Origin of the sequence: Parageobacillus thermoglucosidasius (genome assembly GCF_001295365.1) — a bacterium.
GTDB lineage: Bacteria > Bacillota > Bacilli > Bacillales > Anoxybacillaceae > Parageobacillus > Parageobacillus thermoglucosidasius.
The window spans coordinates 477,613-492,873 of record NZ_CP012712.1 but is presented as its reverse complement, the minus strand read 5'-3'; the positions used below and the strand labels follow the sequence as shown (position 1 = coordinate 492,873).

Annotated in this window: 20 protein-coding genes; all 20 read left to right on the top strand. The window is 44.8% G+C overall.

Annotation, left to right across the window (positions count from 1 at the left end):
- Position 1 precedes the first annotated feature (1 nt).
- The 20 genes from rpoC to rplE all read left to right on the top strand — a co-directional run bounded on the left by rpoC (position 2) and on the right by rplE (position 15,228).
- Positions 2 to 3,601, top strand: coding sequence for a DNA-directed RNA polymerase subunit beta' (gene rpoC, locus AOT13_RS02450; protein WP_013399827.1), 3,600 nt, complete (start codon positions 2 to 4; stop codon positions 3,599 to 3,601).
- 133 nt (positions 3,602 to 3,734) lie between these two features.
- Entirely contained in the window at positions 3,735 to 3,983 is a 249-nt protein-coding gene (locus tag AOT13_RS02445) for a 50S ribosomal protein L7ae-like protein (protein WP_003247548.1), read from the top strand.
- 102 nt (positions 3,984 to 4,085) lie between these two features.
- Positions 4,086 to 4,508 (top strand): 30S ribosomal protein S12, encoded by a 423-nt coding sequence (rpsL, locus tag AOT13_RS02440; RefSeq protein WP_003247551.1) that lies wholly within the window; start codon positions 4,086 to 4,088, stop codon positions 4,506 to 4,508.
- 37 nt (positions 4,509 to 4,545) lie between these two features.
- A complete protein-coding gene (gene rpsG, locus AOT13_RS02435; RefSeq protein WP_003247553.1) occupies positions 4,546 to 5,016 on the top strand; it encodes a 30S ribosomal protein S7 in 471 nt (156 codons plus the stop codon).
- A gap of 142 nt (positions 5,017 to 5,158) precedes the next feature.
- On the top strand, positions 5,159 to 7,237 hold the full coding sequence (gene fusA, locus AOT13_RS02430) for an elongation factor G (RefSeq protein ID WP_003247555.1): 2,079 nt from the start codon (positions 5,159 to 5,161) through the stop codon (positions 7,235 to 7,237).
- A 136-nt stretch (positions 7,238 to 7,373) separates the two neighbouring features.
- The gene (gene tuf, locus AOT13_RS02425) at positions 7,374 to 8,561 is read left to right on the top strand and encodes an elongation factor Tu (RefSeq protein WP_003247557.1); all 1,188 of its coding nucleotides are present in this window, start codon (positions 7,374 to 7,376) and stop codon (positions 8,559 to 8,561) included.
- Between the two features lie 295 nt (positions 8,562 to 8,856).
- Positions 8,857 to 9,165 carry a 30S ribosomal protein S10 gene (gene rpsJ, locus AOT13_RS02420; RefSeq protein WP_003247558.1) on the top strand — a complete coding sequence of 103 codons (309 nt, stop codon included), beginning with the start codon at positions 8,857 to 8,859 and terminating at the stop codon, positions 9,163 to 9,165.
- A gap of 20 nt (positions 9,166 to 9,185) precedes the next feature.
- Positions 9,186 to 9,821: a 50S ribosomal protein L3 gene (rplC, locus tag AOT13_RS02415; protein WP_003247560.1), complete on the top strand. Its 636-nt coding sequence runs from the start codon at positions 9,186 to 9,188 to the stop codon at positions 9,819 to 9,821.
- A 29-nt stretch (positions 9,822 to 9,850) separates the two neighbouring features.
- Positions 9,851 to 10,474 carry a 50S ribosomal protein L4 gene (gene rplD / locus AOT13_RS02410; protein ID WP_003247563.1) on the top strand — a complete coding sequence of 208 codons (624 nt, stop codon included), beginning with the start codon at positions 9,851 to 9,853 and terminating at the stop codon, positions 10,472 to 10,474.
- Positions 10,474 to 10,761 carry a 50S ribosomal protein L23 gene (gene rplW, locus AOT13_RS02405; RefSeq protein WP_003247564.1) on the top strand — a complete coding sequence of 96 codons (288 nt, stop codon included), beginning with the start codon at positions 10,474 to 10,476 and terminating at the stop codon, positions 10,759 to 10,761. The genes rplD and rplW overlap by 1 nt, the downstream gene beginning before the upstream one ends.
- Before the next feature lie 27 nt (positions 10,762 to 10,788).
- Positions 10,789 to 11,619 (top strand): 50S ribosomal protein L2, encoded by an 831-nt coding sequence (gene rplB / locus AOT13_RS02400; protein WP_003247566.1) that lies wholly within the window; start codon positions 10,789 to 10,791, stop codon positions 11,617 to 11,619.
- A 57-nt stretch (positions 11,620 to 11,676) separates the two neighbouring features.
- The gene (gene rpsS, locus AOT13_RS02395) at positions 11,677 to 11,955 is read left to right on the top strand and encodes a 30S ribosomal protein S19 (protein ID WP_003247570.1); all 279 of its coding nucleotides are present in this window, start codon (positions 11,677 to 11,679) and stop codon (positions 11,953 to 11,955) included.
- Positions 11,956 to 11,973: 18 nt separating this feature from the next.
- Entirely contained in the window at positions 11,974 to 12,315 is a 342-nt protein-coding gene (gene rplV / locus AOT13_RS02390; RefSeq protein WP_003247572.1) for a 50S ribosomal protein L22, read from the top strand.
- 3 nt (positions 12,316 to 12,318) lie between these two features.
- A complete protein-coding gene (rpsC, locus tag AOT13_RS02385) occupies positions 12,319 to 12,975 on the top strand; it encodes a 30S ribosomal protein S3 (RefSeq protein ID WP_003247574.1) in 657 nt (218 codons plus the stop codon).
- A gap of 2 nt (positions 12,976 to 12,977) precedes the next feature.
- On the top strand, positions 12,978 to 13,412 hold the full coding sequence (gene rplP / locus AOT13_RS02380) for a 50S ribosomal protein L16 (protein ID WP_003247576.1): 435 nt from the start codon (positions 12,978 to 12,980) through the stop codon (positions 13,410 to 13,412).
- On the top strand, positions 13,402 to 13,608 hold the full coding sequence (gene rpmC, locus AOT13_RS02375) for a 50S ribosomal protein L29 (protein ID WP_003247579.1): 207 nt from the start codon (positions 13,402 to 13,404) through the stop codon (positions 13,606 to 13,608). Before rplP ends, rpmC begins: the two co-directional genes overlap by 11 nt.
- A 23-nt stretch (positions 13,609 to 13,631) precedes the next feature.
- A complete protein-coding gene (gene rpsQ, locus AOT13_RS02370; RefSeq protein WP_003247581.1) occupies positions 13,632 to 13,895 on the top strand; it encodes a 30S ribosomal protein S17 in 264 nt (87 codons plus the stop codon).
- A gap of 48 nt (positions 13,896 to 13,943) precedes the next feature.
- Positions 13,944 to 14,312: a 50S ribosomal protein L14 gene (gene rplN / locus AOT13_RS02365; RefSeq protein WP_003247583.1), complete on the top strand. Its 369-nt coding sequence runs from the start codon at positions 13,944 to 13,946 to the stop codon at positions 14,310 to 14,312.
- Positions 14,313 to 14,349: 37 nt separating this feature from the next.
- Positions 14,350 to 14,658: a 50S ribosomal protein L24 gene (gene rplX / locus AOT13_RS02360; RefSeq protein ID WP_003247585.1), complete on the top strand. Its 309-nt coding sequence runs from the start codon at positions 14,350 to 14,352 to the stop codon at positions 14,656 to 14,658.
- 30 nt (positions 14,659 to 14,688) lie between these two features.
- Positions 14,689 to 15,228 carry a 50S ribosomal protein L5 gene (rplE, locus tag AOT13_RS02355; protein ID WP_003247587.1) on the top strand — a complete coding sequence of 180 codons (540 nt, stop codon included), beginning with the start codon at positions 14,689 to 14,691 and terminating at the stop codon, positions 15,226 to 15,228.
- Positions 15,229 to 15,261 lie beyond the last annotated feature (33 nt).

Here is a 15,261-nt window from a genome sequence, read left to right as displayed (position 1 = left end):
CTTGCTAGATGTTAATAAATTTGAATACATGAAAATCGGACTCGCTTCGCCGGAAAAAATTCGTTCTTGGTCATATGGTGAAGTAAAAAAACCGGAAACGATTAACTATCGCACATTGAAACCGGAAAAAGACGGGTTGTTTTGTGAACGTATTTTCGGTCCGACAAAAGATTGGGAATGTCATTGTGGAAAATATAAGCGCGTACGTTACAAAGGTGTTGTCTGTGATCGTTGCGGTGTCGAAGTAACTCGCTCGAAAGTCCGTCGCGAACGGATGGGACATATTGAACTAGCAGCTCCTGTTTCACATATTTGGTATTTCAAAGGGATTCCAAGCCGCATGGGGCTTGTTTTGGACATGTCGCCGCGCGCGTTAGAAGAGGTCATTTATTTCGCTTCATATGTTGTGACTGATCCAGGCGATACACCGCTTGAGAAAAAACAATTGCTTTCGGAAAAAGAATACCGCGCGTATCGCGAAAAATACGGGCAATCATTCCAAGCTTCCATGGGTGCGGAAGCCATTAAAAAGCTTCTTCAAGATATTGATTTAGAAAAAGAAGTGGCAACACTCAAGGAAGAATTAAAAACGGCGCAAGGACAGCGGCGTGCCCGAATTATTAAACGGTTGGAAGTGTTAGAAGCGTTCCGTAATTCAGGAAACGATCCTGCTTGGATGGTGCTTGACGTGCTTCCAGTCATCCCGCCTGAATTGCGGCCGATGGTGCAATTAGATGGAGGACGTTTTGCGACATCTGACCTCAATGACTTGTATCGCCGCGTTATTAACCGGAATAACCGGTTAAAACGGCTGCTGGATCTTGGTGCGCCAAGCATTATTGTGCAAAACGAAAAACGGATGCTCCAAGAGGCGGTCGATGCGCTCATTGACAACGGTCGCCGCGGCCGTCCGGTAACGGGACCTGGGAACCGTCCGCTTAAATCGCTGTCCCATATGTTAAAAGGAAAGCAAGGCCGTTTCCGGCAGAACTTGCTTGGTAAACGTGTGGATTATTCAGGGCGGTCGGTTATTGTCGTCGGTCCGAACTTGAAAATGTATCAATGCGGTTTGCCAAAAGAAATGGCGCTTGAGCTCTTTAAACCATTTGTGATGAAAGAGCTGGTTGAACGCGGGCTCGCCCATAACATTAAAAGCGCAAAACGGAAAATCGAACGCGTTCATCCGGAAGTATGGGATGTATTAGAGGACGTCATTAAAGAACATCCTGTCTTGCTCAACCGTGCGCCAACGCTTCACCGCTTGGGTATTCAAGCGTTCGAGCCAACGCTTGTCGAAGGACGCGCCATCCGTTTGCATCCGCTTGTATGTACGGCATATAACGCTGACTTTGACGGAGACCAAATGGCGGTGCACGTTCCATTATCCGCGGAAGCGCAGGCGGAAGCCCGCTTGCTCATGCTGGCTGCACAAAACATTTTGAACCCGAAAGACGGAAAACCGGTTGTTACTCCTTCGCAAGACATGGTTTTAGGTAACTACTATTTAACGATGGAACGCGAAGGGGCGATCGGTGAAGGAATGGTATTTAAAGATACGGATGAAGCGCTGCTCGCGTACCATAACGGTTATGTCCATCTGCACTCGCGGATTGCCGTTCATGCTGGCTCATTGAAAAATGAAACATTTACAGAAGAACAGAATAACAAACTGCTTATTACAACAGTTGGAAAACTCATTTTCAATGAAATTTTGCCAAACTCGTTCCCATATATTAACGAGCCGACAACCGAAAATATCGAAGGGCGGACACCAGACAAATATTTCCTTGATAAAGGCGTGAATGTCAAAGAAGAAATTCGCAAGCGCGAACTCGTTCCGCCATTTAAGAAAAAAGTGCTTGGACAAATTATCGCTGAAGTATTTAAGCGGTTCAAAATTACGGAAACATCGAAAATGCTGGACCGCATGAAAGATTTAGGTTTCCAATATTCAACAAAAGCCGGCATTACGATTGGTGTTGCCGACATTGTCGTGCTGCCGGAAAAACAAGAAATTCTTGAAGAAGCGCAGACGAAAGTAGATACAGTTTTAAAACAATTCCGCCGCGGTTTAATTACCGACGAAGAGCGTTATGAACGGGTTATTTCGATTTGGAGCGCGGCGAAAGATAAAATTCAGGACAGATTGATGAAATCGTTGGATAAACGCAACCCGATCTTTATGATGAGCGATTCTGGAGCCCGCGGTAACGCGTCGAACTTTACGCAGCTTGCCGGAATGCGCGGTCTGATGGCGAACCCGGCAGGACGCATCATCGAGTTGCCGATCAAATCTTCGTTCCGTGAAGGATTAACCGTATTGGAGTACTTTATTTCCACACACGGGGCACGCAAAGGGCTTGCTGATACTGCGTTGAAAACAGCGGACTCTGGTTATCTCACAAGACGTCTTGTTGACGTGGCGCAAGATGTGATTGTTCGCGAAGAAGATTGCGGCACGGACCGCGGCATTCTTGCAAGAGCATTGACGGATGGCACGGAAGTCATCGTGAAACTGGAAGAACGTCTTGTCGGCCGTTACGCGCAAAAAACGGTGAGACATCCAGAAACGGGTGAAATACTCGTTCGCAAAGATGAGATGATCACCGAAGACATTGCGAACGCGATCGTGAAAGCCGGCATTAAAGAAGTATGGATCCGCTCTGCCTTTACATGCAATACGCGGCACGGTGTATGTAAAAAATGTTACGGCCGCAACTTGGCAACCGGTGCGGAAGTGGAAGTCGGCGAAGCAGTCGGCATCATTGCTGCGCAATCGATCGGCGAGCCGGGAACACAGCTGACGATGCGTACATTCCACACAGGCGGTGTTGCTGGCGACGACATTACCCAAGGTTTGCCGCGCGTTCAAGAGCTGTTTGAAGCGCGCAATCCGAAAGGGCAAGCGGTGATTTCAGAAATTGACGGAATCGTCACATCGATTAGCGAAACGCGCGATCGCCAATATGAAATCGTCGTAAAAGGCGAAGTGGAAACGCGCTCTTATATCGCCCCTTACAACGCAAGATTAAAAGTAGAAGAAGGGCAGCAAGTAGAGCGCGGGCAAGAACTGACAGAAGGATCGATTGACCCGAAACAATTATTAAAAGTAAGGGATGTCACATCCGTTCAAGAATACTTATTGCGCGAAGTGCAAAAAGTATACAGAATGCAAGGGGTAGAAATTAGCGACAAACATATCGAAGTAATGGTCCGACAAATGCTTCGCAAAGTGCGCATCATTGACGCGGGAGATACAGACGTCTTGCCTGGCACGTTGTTAGATGTGCATCAATTTACAGATGTGAACGAAAAAGCGCTTTTGGAAGGAAAACGTCCGGCGACAGCTCGTCCGGTATTGCTCGGTATTACAAAAGCATCGCTTGAGACAGATTCCTTCTTGTCCGCTGCATCATTCCAAGAAACAACGCGCGTTTTAACAGATGCGGCGATCAAAGGAAAACGAGATGAATTGCTTGGCTTAAAAGAAAACGTCATTATCGGCAAGCTTGTTCCGGCAGGAACGGGAATGGCTCGCTACCGCAAAGTGAAGCCGGTAGTGAAGAAAGAAGAAAATGAAGATGCGGTTACTTCGAAATAATCCGTTGTTACCAGCAAAGGATAGTTTCCTTTGCTGGTAACAAATTGTTTTAAAAATAAGTTGACAACGTTTCATGAAAATGATAGTCTAATAAGGGTGTTCCGAAAACCTGGTACTTTGGAGGATATGTTACATGTCTTATGAAAAAGTATTACAGGCTGGAAAAATTGTTGTAGGAACAAAGCAAACGATAAGAGCCCTGAAAGAAGGAAAAGCGCTCGAAGTCATTGTCGCGGAAGATGCTGACTCCTCGATCATCGAAAAGGTGATGGAAGCGGCAAAGGACGCGAACGTTCCAGTTACGAAAGTGGATTCCATGAAAAAGCTTGGAAAAGCATGCAAAATTCAAGTAGGAGCAGCTGCTGTAGCGATCATTCGTTAAACATGTTTTTGTAGTTTTTACTGCAAGAACTTTGTTTTGCATAAATAATGAACCGCCTGGATATGTGGGCTTGAGTTCGTATGTGAAAGGAGGAAATTTAACATGCCTACAATCAACCAATTAGTCCGCAAAGGTCGCGAGAAAAAAGTGGTAAAATCAAAATCTCCTGCGTTAAATAAAGGGTACAACAGCTTCAAAAAAGTGCAAACAAACGTTCCTTCTCCGCAAAAACGCGGTGTTTGTACTCGTGTTGGCACGATGACGCCGAAAAAGCCAAACTCTGCGCTTCGTAAATATGCGCGTGTCCGTTTAACGAACGGCATTGAAGTAACGGCTTATATTCCTGGAATCGGCCATAACTTGCAAGAACACAGCGTTGTACTGATTCGCGGCGGACGTGTTAAAGACTTGCCAGGGGTACGCTATCACATCATTCGTGGTGCCCTTGATACAGCAGGGGTAGCGAACCGCATGCAAGGTCGTTCGAAATACGGCGCGAAAAAACCAAAAGAATCGAAAAAATAATGTGAGATAGGATTTTTTATCGAAAGGAGGAAAAACTATGCCACGTAGAGGTCCAGTTCCAAAACGAGACGTACTACCAGATCCGATTTACAACTCAAAACTAGTAACTCGTCTTATCAATAAAATTATGATTGACGGCAAAAAAGGAAAAGCGCAAAAAATTCTTTATACGGCATTTGATATTATTCGCGAACGTACGGGTAAAGATCCAATGGAAGTGTTTGAACAAGCATTGAAAAACGTCATGCCTGTCCTGGAAGTTCGCGCACGCCGCGTTGGTGGTGCAAACTACCAAGTTCCTGTTGAGGTTCGCCCAGATCGCCGCGTGACATTAGGCCTTCGCTGGTTAGTGCAATACGCCCGTCTCCGCGGTGAAAAAACGATGGAAGAGCGTCTTGCAAACGAAATTATGGATGCTGCCAATAACACTGGAGCAGCTGTGAAAAAACGCGAGGATACACACAAAATGGCGGAAGCAAACAAAGCGTTTGCACATTATCGCTGGTAATCATCGGATCTATATCGATATGCAGCGGGAAATAGGTGATGGCGGTCAAGGATTTGCCGCCAATTCACCTATATTCCTGTATTATCGTTTGTATAGCGACTACCATATGATACTTATTTGAAGGAAGGAGAAAATAACCACCATGGCAAGAGAGTTCTCCTTAGAAAAAACTCGAAACATTGGTATTATGGCGCATATTGACGCCGGTAAGACAACGACAACCGAGCGCATCTTGTTCTACACAGGCCGTGTTCATAAAATTGGCGAAGTGCATGAAGGCGCGGCAACAATGGACTGGATGGAACAAGAACAAGAGCGCGGAATTACGATTACATCTGCGGCGACAACAGCGCAATGGAAAGGGCATCGCATTAACATCATCGACACGCCAGGGCACGTAGACTTCACTGTGGAAGTTGAACGTTCTCTCCGCGTGCTTGACGGTGCGATTACTGTTCTTGATGCGCAATCTGGTGTAGAACCGCAAACAGAAACGGTATGGCGCCAAGCGACTACGTACGGCGTTCCGCGCATCGTGTTCGTCAACAAAATGGATAAAATCGGTGCGGATTTTCTATATTCTGTGAATACGCTTCATGAACGCCTGCAAGCAAACGCGCACCCTGTGCAATTGCCGATCGGCGCGGAAGACCAATTCTCTGGCATTATTGATCTTGTTGAAATGTGCGCGTACCATTATCACGATGAGCTTGGCAAAAATATTGAGCGCATCGAAATTCCTGAAGAGTACCGCGACATGGCGGAAGAATATCATAACAAACTCATCGAAGCAGTTGCTGAATTAGATGAAGAGCTTATGATGAAATATTTAGAAGGGGAAGAAATTACAGTAGAAGAATTAAAAGCAGCGATTCGCAGAGCGACGATCAGCGTAGAATTCTTCCCTGTGTTCTGTGGTTCTGCATTTAAAAACAAAGGGGTTCAATTATTGCTTGACGGAGTTGTTGACTACTTGCCTTCTCCGGTGGATATCCCTCCAATTAAAGGGATCGTTCCAGATACGGAAGAAGAAGTTGTTCGTGAATCAAGCGATGATGCCCCATTTGCAGCGTTAGCGTTTAAAATTATGACAGACCCTTATGTTGGTAAGTTAACGTTCTTCCGTGTATACTCTGGTACGCTAGATTCTGGTTCATATGTCATGAACTCGACAAAACGCAAACGCGAACGCATCGGTCGTCTCCTGCAAATGCATGCGAACCACCGGCAAGAAATTTCAACAGTATATGCTGGTGACATCGCGGCAGCTGTAGGTTTAAAAGATACAACAACAGGCGATACTCTTTGTGATGAAAAGAATCTTGTTGTGTTAGAATCCATGGAATTCCCAGAACCAGTAATTAACGTAGCCATCGAGCCAAAATCCAAAGCGGACCAAGATAAAATGGGGCAAGCGTTGCAAAAATTGCAAGAAGAAGACCCAACATTCCGCGCTTGGACAGACCCAGAAACTGGGCAAACGATCATTGCTGGTATGGGTGAGCTCCATCTTGACATCATCGTTGACCGTATGCGCCGTGAATTTAAAGTGGAAGCAAACGTCGGTGCTCCGCAAGTTGCTTACCGCGAAACATTCCGCAAATCGGCGCAAGTCGAAGGGAAATTTATCCGCCAGTCTGGTGGTCGCGGTCAATACGGTCACGTTTGGATCGAGTTCTCGCCAAACGAACGCGGAAAAGGTTTCGAATTCGAAAACGCGATTGTCGGTGGGGTCGTTCCGAAAGAATATGTTCCAGCCGTTCAAGCTGGTCTTGAAGAAGCAATGCAAAACGGCGTTCTTGCCGGATATCCGGTTGTTGACATTAAAGCGAAACTATTTGATGGTTCATACCATGATGTTGACTCCAGCGAAATGGCATTTAAAATTGCTGCGTCTTTAGCATTGAAAAACGCGGCAGAAAAATGCGACCCTGTGTTGCTTGAACCAATCATGAAAGTTGAAGTAATTATTCCAGAAGAATATCTTGGCGATATTATGGGCGACATCACTTCTCGCCGTGGACGCGTAGAAGGTATGGAAGCCCGCGGCAACGCGCAAGTTGTCCGCGCGATGGTTCCGCTAGCAGAAATGTTTGGATACGCTACTTCACTCCGTTCTAACACACAAGGTCGCGGAACGTTCACAATGGTATTTGACCATTATGAAGAAGTTCCGAAAAACATTGCAGATGAAATCATCAAAAAAAATAAGGGTGAATAATTGATTTTTGTGCATAGTTTCGCTATAAATTACTTATGTAAGACTTGGGAGCAAATATGCTCACTATTTGCTCCCAGGCATTCTATATTATTATAAATAAAATCATATACATTCTAATTTTAAGGAGGATATTCTCATGGCTAAAGCGAAATTCGAACGTACGAAACCACACGTCAACATTGGTACTATCGGCCACGTTGACCATGGTAAAACGACGTTAACTGCTGCGATTACAACAGTTCTCGCTAAACAAGGTAAAGCAGAAGCAAAAGCGTACGATCAAATCGACGCAGCTCCAGAAGAACGTGAACGTGGTATCACTATCTCTACTGCGCACGTTGAGTATGAAACAGACAAACGCCACTATGCTCACGTTGACTGCCCTGGCCACGCAGACTACGTGAAAAACATGATCACAGGTGCAGCGCAAATGGACGGTGCAATCCTTGTTGTGTCTGCGGCTGACGGTCCAATGCCACAAACTCGTGAGCACATTCTTCTTTCTCGCCAAGTAGGTGTGCCATACATCGTTGTATTCTTGAACAAATGCGACATGGTTGACGACGAAGAATTGCTAGAACTTGTTGAAATGGAAGTTCGTGATCTATTATCTGAATATGACTTCCCTGGCGACGAAGTGCCTGTTATCAAAGGTTCTGCGTTAAAAGCGCTTGAAGGCGATCCGCAATGGGAAGAAAAAATTGTTGAATTGATGAATGCGGTTGACGAATATATCCCAACTCCGCAACGCGAAATTGACAAACCATTCATGATGCCAATCGAAGACGTATTCTCGATCACTGGTCGCGGTACAGTAGCAACTGGCCGTGTTGAACGCGGTACGTTAAAAGTTGGCGATGCTGTTGAAATCGTTGGTCTTTCTGATGAACCAAAATCTACAACGGTTACTGGCGTTGAAATGTTCCGCAAACTTCTTGACCAAGCAGAAGCTGGTGACAACATCGGTGCGCTTCTTCGCGGTGTGTCCCGTGATGAAGTTGAGCGCGGTCAAGTTCTTGCAAAACCAGGAACAATTACACCACATACAAAATTTAAAGCTCAAGTTTACGTCCTAACAAAAGAAGAAGGTGGACGCCATACTCCATTCTTCTCTAACTATCGTCCACAATTCTACTTCCGTACAACGGACGTAACAGGCATCATCACGCTTCCTGAAGGCGTTGAAATGGTTATGCCTGGCGACAACGTTGAAATGACAGTTGAATTAATCGCGCCAATCGCGATCGAAGAAGGTACAAAATTCTCGATCCGTGAAGGCGGACGTACTGTAGGTGCTGGCTCTGTATCTGAAATCATTGAATAATGGTGGCAGTGACAGCCCGGAAAGCAGGTTTGCGTTTGCAAACCTGCTTTTTTTTGTACAATTTTTTGACAAGTTGAAAATGAAAAATTGCCTATGTATAATTAAGAAGTGCGTAGAAAAACGAAGAAATAGCTTGCAATCTTGTTTACATATCTGTATAATATCAAATGTTGGTCTTTGACTGCGATGAAGTGGAAGGTTGCTGACACACCCGGTTGCTTTGCCATGGCGAGTGTGCAGGAAATTTCCATGGAGAATGTCTATTTTCAAAATAGGCGAAGAAGGAGGGAAAACAATGGCAAAAGAAAAAATTCGTATTCGTTTAAAAGCTTATGATCATCGAATTCTTGATCAATCTGCGGAAAAAATCGTAGAAACAGCGAAACGTTCCGGCGCAAAAGTATCTGGTCCGATTCCATTGCCGACGGAAAGAACTGTTTATACGATTTTACGCGCTGTTCACAAGTATAAAGACTCTCGTGAACAATTCGAAATGCGTACACATAAACGCTTGATCGATATCGTGAATCCTACTCCGCAAACGGTGGATTCGTTAATGCGTCTTGACTTGCCGTCTGGTGTCGATATTGAAATTAAACTTTAATTTAGCAGGAGGTGTGACGAATGACCAAAGGAATCTTAGGGAGAAAAATTGGTATGACGCAAGTATTCGCGGAAAACGGCGATTTAATTCCTGTAACCGTCATTGAAGCAACTCCTAACGTTGTATTGCAAAAGAAAACAATTGAAAAAGACGGTTACGAAGCGATTCAATTAGGCTTTGAAGATTTAAGCGAAAAACGCGCCAATAAACCGCAAATCGGCCATGCCGCTAAAGCGAATACGGCACCTAAGCGCTTCATCCGCGAAATTCGCGGCGCAAATATTGATGAGTATGAAGTTGGTCAGGAAGTCAAAGTAGATATTTTTTCTGAAGGCGATATTGTCGATGTAACTGGAATTTCAAAAGGAAAAGGGTTCCAAGGCGCGATCAAACGTCACGGTCAATCGCGCGGGCCAATGGCGCACGGTTCTCGTTATCATCGCCGTCCTGGTTCGATGGGTGCGATTGCTCCTAACCGTGTATTTAAATCAAAAGAATTGCCAGGTCGCATGGGTGGCCAACGTGTCACAATTCAAAACTTAAAAATTGTGAAAGTGGACCCTGAACGCAACCTGCTTCTTATTAAAGGAAACGTGCCAGGTCCAAGAAAAGGTTTAGTGATCGTTAAAAGCGCAGTAAAAGCAAAAGCAAAATAACATTTTGCTAGGAAAGGAGGAACTATCCAATGCCAAAAGTAGCATTGTATAACCAGAACGGAGAAACTATCGGAGAAATCGAGCTGAACGATTCCGTTTTTGGTATTGAGCCAAACAAACACGTGTTATTCGAAGCGGTTATTATGCAACGCGCTTCGTTGCGTCAAGGAACGCATAAAACAAAAAATCGCGCTGAAGTAAGTGGCGGCGGCCGCAAACCATGGCGCCAAAAAGGTACAGGACGCGCTCGTCAAGGTTCAATCCGCGCTCCACAATGGCGTGGCGGTGGTACGGTATTCGGCCCGGTTCCGCGCAGCTACAGCTATAAATTGCCGAAAAAGGTTCGCCGTTTAGCGATTAAGTCAGCGTTATCTTCTAAAGTTCTTGAAAACAACATTGTTGTTTTAGACAATTTAACATTAGAAGCGCCAAAAACGAAAGAAATGGTGAAAATCTTAAATAATCTTTCTGTTGATCGCAAAGCGTTGATTGTAACCGATGTTGCGAACGAAAATGTCGCATTATCTGCACGCAATATTCCTGGCGTTACCGTGGTTACGGCGAACGGCATTAACGTTCTTGATCTGTTGAACCATGATAAGCTTGTAATCACGAAAGCGGCCGTGGAGAAAGTAGAGGAGGTGCTTGCATAATGAAAGATCCTCGCGACATTATTAAGCGCCCCATTATCACGGAAAACACGATGAATTTAATTTCGCAAAAAAAATATACATTTGAAGTCGACGTTAATGCGAATAAAACAGAAGTGAAAGACGCAGTAGAGAAAATTTTTGGCGTGAAAGTAGCAAAAGTCAACATTATGAACTATAAAGGAAAATTCAAACGCGTTGGCCGTTACAGCGGTTATACAAACCGCCGCCGTAAAGCGATCGTAACGTTAACGCCAGACAGCAAAGAGATCGAACTGTTTGAAGTATAAGTTTAAAAGTGAAGGAGGGAAACCAACATGGCAATCAAAAAATACAAACCGACCTCCAACGGTCGTCGTGGTATGACAGTTCTTGACTTCTCCGAAATTACAACGGATAAGCCGGAAAAATCGTTGCTTGCACCGTTAAAGAAAAAAGCTGGCCGCAATAACCAAGGAAAAATTACAGTACGCCATCAAGGCGGCGGTCATAAACGCCTATATCGCATCATCGACTTTAAACGCGATAAAGATGGAATTCCAGGTCGCGTTGCTACAATCGAGTATGATCCTAACCGTTCCGCAAACATTGCGTTAATTCACTATGCAGATGGTGAAAAACGTTATATTATTGCGCCGAAAAACCTTAAAGTAGGCATGGAAATCATGTCTGGCCCAGACGCAGACATTAAAGTTGGCAACGCATTGCCGCTTGAAAATATCCCAGTTGGTACGCTTGTGCATAATATCGAGCTGAAACCAGGAAAAGGCGGACAATTAGTTCGCGCTGCTGGTACATCTGCGCAAGTGCTTGGGAAAGAAGGAAAATATGTCATCGTTCGTCTTGCATCTGGCGAAGTGCGCATGATTTTAGGTGCTTGCCGGGCAACAGTTGGGGAAGTTGGCAATGAGCAGCACGAACTTGTGAATATCGGTAAAGCAGGTCGCGCTCGTTGGTTAGGCATTCGTCCAACCGTTCGCGGTTCTGTTATGAACCCTGTTGATCACCCGCACGGTGGTGGTGAAGGTAAAGCGCCAATCGGACGCAAGTCACCAATGACTCCTTGGGGTAAACCGACGCTTGGCTTTAAAACACGCAAAAAGAATAACAAATCGGATAAATTCATTATACGTCGTCGTAAAAAATAACGGGGTTGAACTACGGTTCTTAAGAACCGTAGAACAATCACGAAGGGAGGTTCATTTATGGGTCGCAGCTTAAAAAAAGGTCCGTTCTGTGACGAACATTTAATGAAAAAAATCGAAAAATTAAATGAAACAGGTCAAAAACAAGTGATTAAAACATGGTCTCGTCGTTCGACGATTTTCCCGCAATTTGTTGGTCACACGATCGCTGTATACGATGGACGCAAACACGTGCCGGTTTATATTACGGAAGATATGGTAGGACATAAACTTGGTGAGTTCGCACCAACGCGTACGTTCAGAGGTCATGCTGGCGACGATAAGAAAACGAAACGTTAATGAGAGGAGGTTCAACACATGGAAGCTAAAGCTGTCGCAAGAACAGTCCGTATTGCTCCTCGTAAAGCACGTTTAGTGATTGACTTAATTCGAGGAAAAGAAGTTGGTGAGGCGTTTGCTATTCTCCGCCATACGCCAAAAGCGGCTTCCCCAATTATTGAAAAAGTGCTGAAGTCCGCGGTGGCAAACGCTGAACATAATTATGATATGGATGTGAACAATTTAGTTATTACGAAAGCGTATGTGGATGAAGGTCCAACGTTGAAACGTTTCCGCCCGCGCGCAATGGGACGTGCAAGCGCGATTAATAAACGCACAAGCCATATCACCATCGTTGTTTCAGAAAAGAAGGAGGGATAATCAGTGGGTCAAAAGGTAAATCCGATCGGTCTCCGCATCGGCATTATTCGTGACTGGGACTCTAGATGGTACGCTGAAAAAGATTATGCGGACCTTTTACATGAGGATCTCAAAATCCGTGAGTATATTAATAAACGGTTGCAAGACGCCGCAGTATCTCGCATTGAAATTGAACGTGCAGCAAACCGCGTCAACATTACGATCCATACAGCAAAACCAGGCATGGTGATCGGAAAAGGCGGTTCAGAAGTAGAAGCGCTTCGCAAAGCGTTGACACAATTAACTGGCAAACGTGTTCACATTAACATCGTTGAAATCAAAAAACCAGATTTAGATGCGAAACTTGTTGCGGAAAACATTGCGCGCCAATTAGAAAACCGCGTTTCCTTCCGCCGTGCGCAAAAACAAGCGATTCAACGGGCAATGCGCGCAGGGGCAAAAGGAATTAAAACAATGGTATCCGGTCGTCTCGGCGGTGCTGATATCGCGCGCTCTGAACATTACAGCGAAGGAACTGTTCCACTCCATACGCTCCGTGCAGACATCGATTATGCAACGGCAGAAGCGGATACAACCTATGGAAAAATCGGCGTGAAAGTATGGATTTATCGTGGAGAGGTCCTTCCGAAAAAAAAGAAAACTGAGGAAGGAGGAAAATAATCATGTTAATGCCAAAACGCGTAAAATATCGTCGTGAACATCGCGGGCGCATGAAAGGTCGCGCAAAAGGCGGTACGGAAGTACATTTCGGTGAGTACGGATTGCAAGCGTTAGAATCCGCTTGGATTACCAACCGCCAAATCGAGGCTGCCCGTCGTGCGATGACTCGTTATATGAAACGTGGCGGTAAAGTTTGGATTAAAATTTTCCCTTCGAAACCATACACTGCAAAACCATTGGAAGTGCGGATGGGTTCCGGTAAAGGTGCTCCTGAAGGTTGGGTAGCGGTTGTTAAACCAGGCAAAGTGATGTTTGAAGTTGGCGGTGTTTCAGAGGAAGTAGCGCGTGAAGCATTGCGTCTTGCTTCTCACAAACTTCCGATCAAATGTAAGTTTGTAAAACGCGAAGAAAGTGGTGGTGAAGCAAATGAAAGCTAAAGAAATTCGTGAACTTACCACTGCCGAAATCGAACAAAAAATTAAAGCGTTGAAAGAAGAATTATTCAACCTTCGCTTCCAACTCGCAACAGGGCAATTGGAAAACACAGCACGCATCCGTCAAGTGCGTAAAGATATCGCGCGCATGAAAACGATCATCCGCGAAAGAGAAATTGCTGCGAACGCAAAAAAATAACCGTTTGAGAGGAGGTTTGCGACATGAGTGAGCGCAATCAACGCAAAGTGTATGTAGGCCGCGTTGTATCCGATAAAATGGATAAAACCATTACCGTTCTTGTTGAAACATACAAAAAACATCCGCTTTACGGCAAACGCGTGAAATATTCAAAAAAATATAAAGCGCATGACGAAAATAACATTGCGAAAGTCGGCGATATCGTTAAAATTATGGAAACTCGTCCGCTTTCGGCAACGAAACGTTTCCGTTTAGTCGAAATCGTTGAAAAAGCAGTTATCGTTTAATCTATATACGTTCGGACCGTGATATAATTCCGAAAGGAGGTTTCGTCAATGATTCAACAAGAATCTCGTTTAAAAGTGGCTGACAATTCAGGAGCACGCGAAGTGCTTGTCATTAAAGTGTTAGGTGGTTCTGGACGCCGCTACGCAAACATTGGCGACGTGGTTGTTGCGACAGTTAAGGAAGCGACACCAGGTGGCGTTGTTAAAAAAGGTCAAGTGGTGAAAGCAGTCGTTGTCCGTACAAAACGTGGCGTTCGCCGTTCTGATGGTTCTTATATCCGTTTTGACGAAAATGCTTGCGTCATTATTCGTGACGATAAAAGCCCGCGCGGCACACGTATTTTTGGACCGGTTGCACGCGAATTGCGCGACAAAGATTTTATGAAAATCATTTCTTTAGCTCCAGAAGTAATTTAACGGAAGGGAAAAGCCTTTCAAGGAGGTGCGAACTGCGATGCATGTTAAAAAAGGTGATAAAGTCCAAGTAATCTCCGGTAAAGACAAAGGAAAACAAGGCGTAATCCTTGCTGCGTTTCCTAAGAAAAACCGTGTAATTGTCGAAGGTGTCAATATCGTTAAAAAACACGCGAAACCATCTCAAGCAAACCCGCAAGGCGGCATTATCACAAAAGAAGCACCAATTCACGTATCAAAAGTAATGCCTTTAGATCCAAAAACGGGGCTTCCGACTCGCATTGGTTACAAGATTGTAGATGGTAAAAAAGTGCGTTACGCAAAAAGATCTGGTGAGATTTTAGATTAATCATCGTGATGTCAGAAAGGAGGTACTCTTATGAACCGCCTGAAAGAGAAGTACTTAAAAGAAGTGACACCTGCTTTAATGAGCAAGTTTAACTATAAATCTGTAATGCAAGTGCCAAAAATCGAAAAAATCGTCATCAACATGGGTGTTGGTGATGCGGTGCAAAATCCAAAAGCGCTTGACAGCGCAGTGGAAGAATTAACATTGATCGCTGGTCAAAAACCGGTTGTGACTCGTGCGAAAAAATCAATTGCTGGTTTCCGCCTTCGTGCTGGAATGCCAATCGGTGCGAAAGTAACGTTGCGCGGTGAGCGCATGTATGAGTTTTTAGATAAATTGATTTCTGTATCGCTTCCACGCGTTCGCGATTTCCGCGGCGTATCGAAAAAATCGTTTGATGGTCGCGGCAACTATACATTAGGCATTAAAGAACAATTAATTTTCCCTGAAATTGATTACGATAAAGTCAACAAAGTCCGCGGAATGGATATCGTGATTGTTACTACGGCGGAAACGGACGAAGAAGCCCGTGAACTATTGGCATTGCTCGGCATGCCATTCCAAAAATAATGAATCCCATCTGTAAAACAAGGGAGGCGAAAT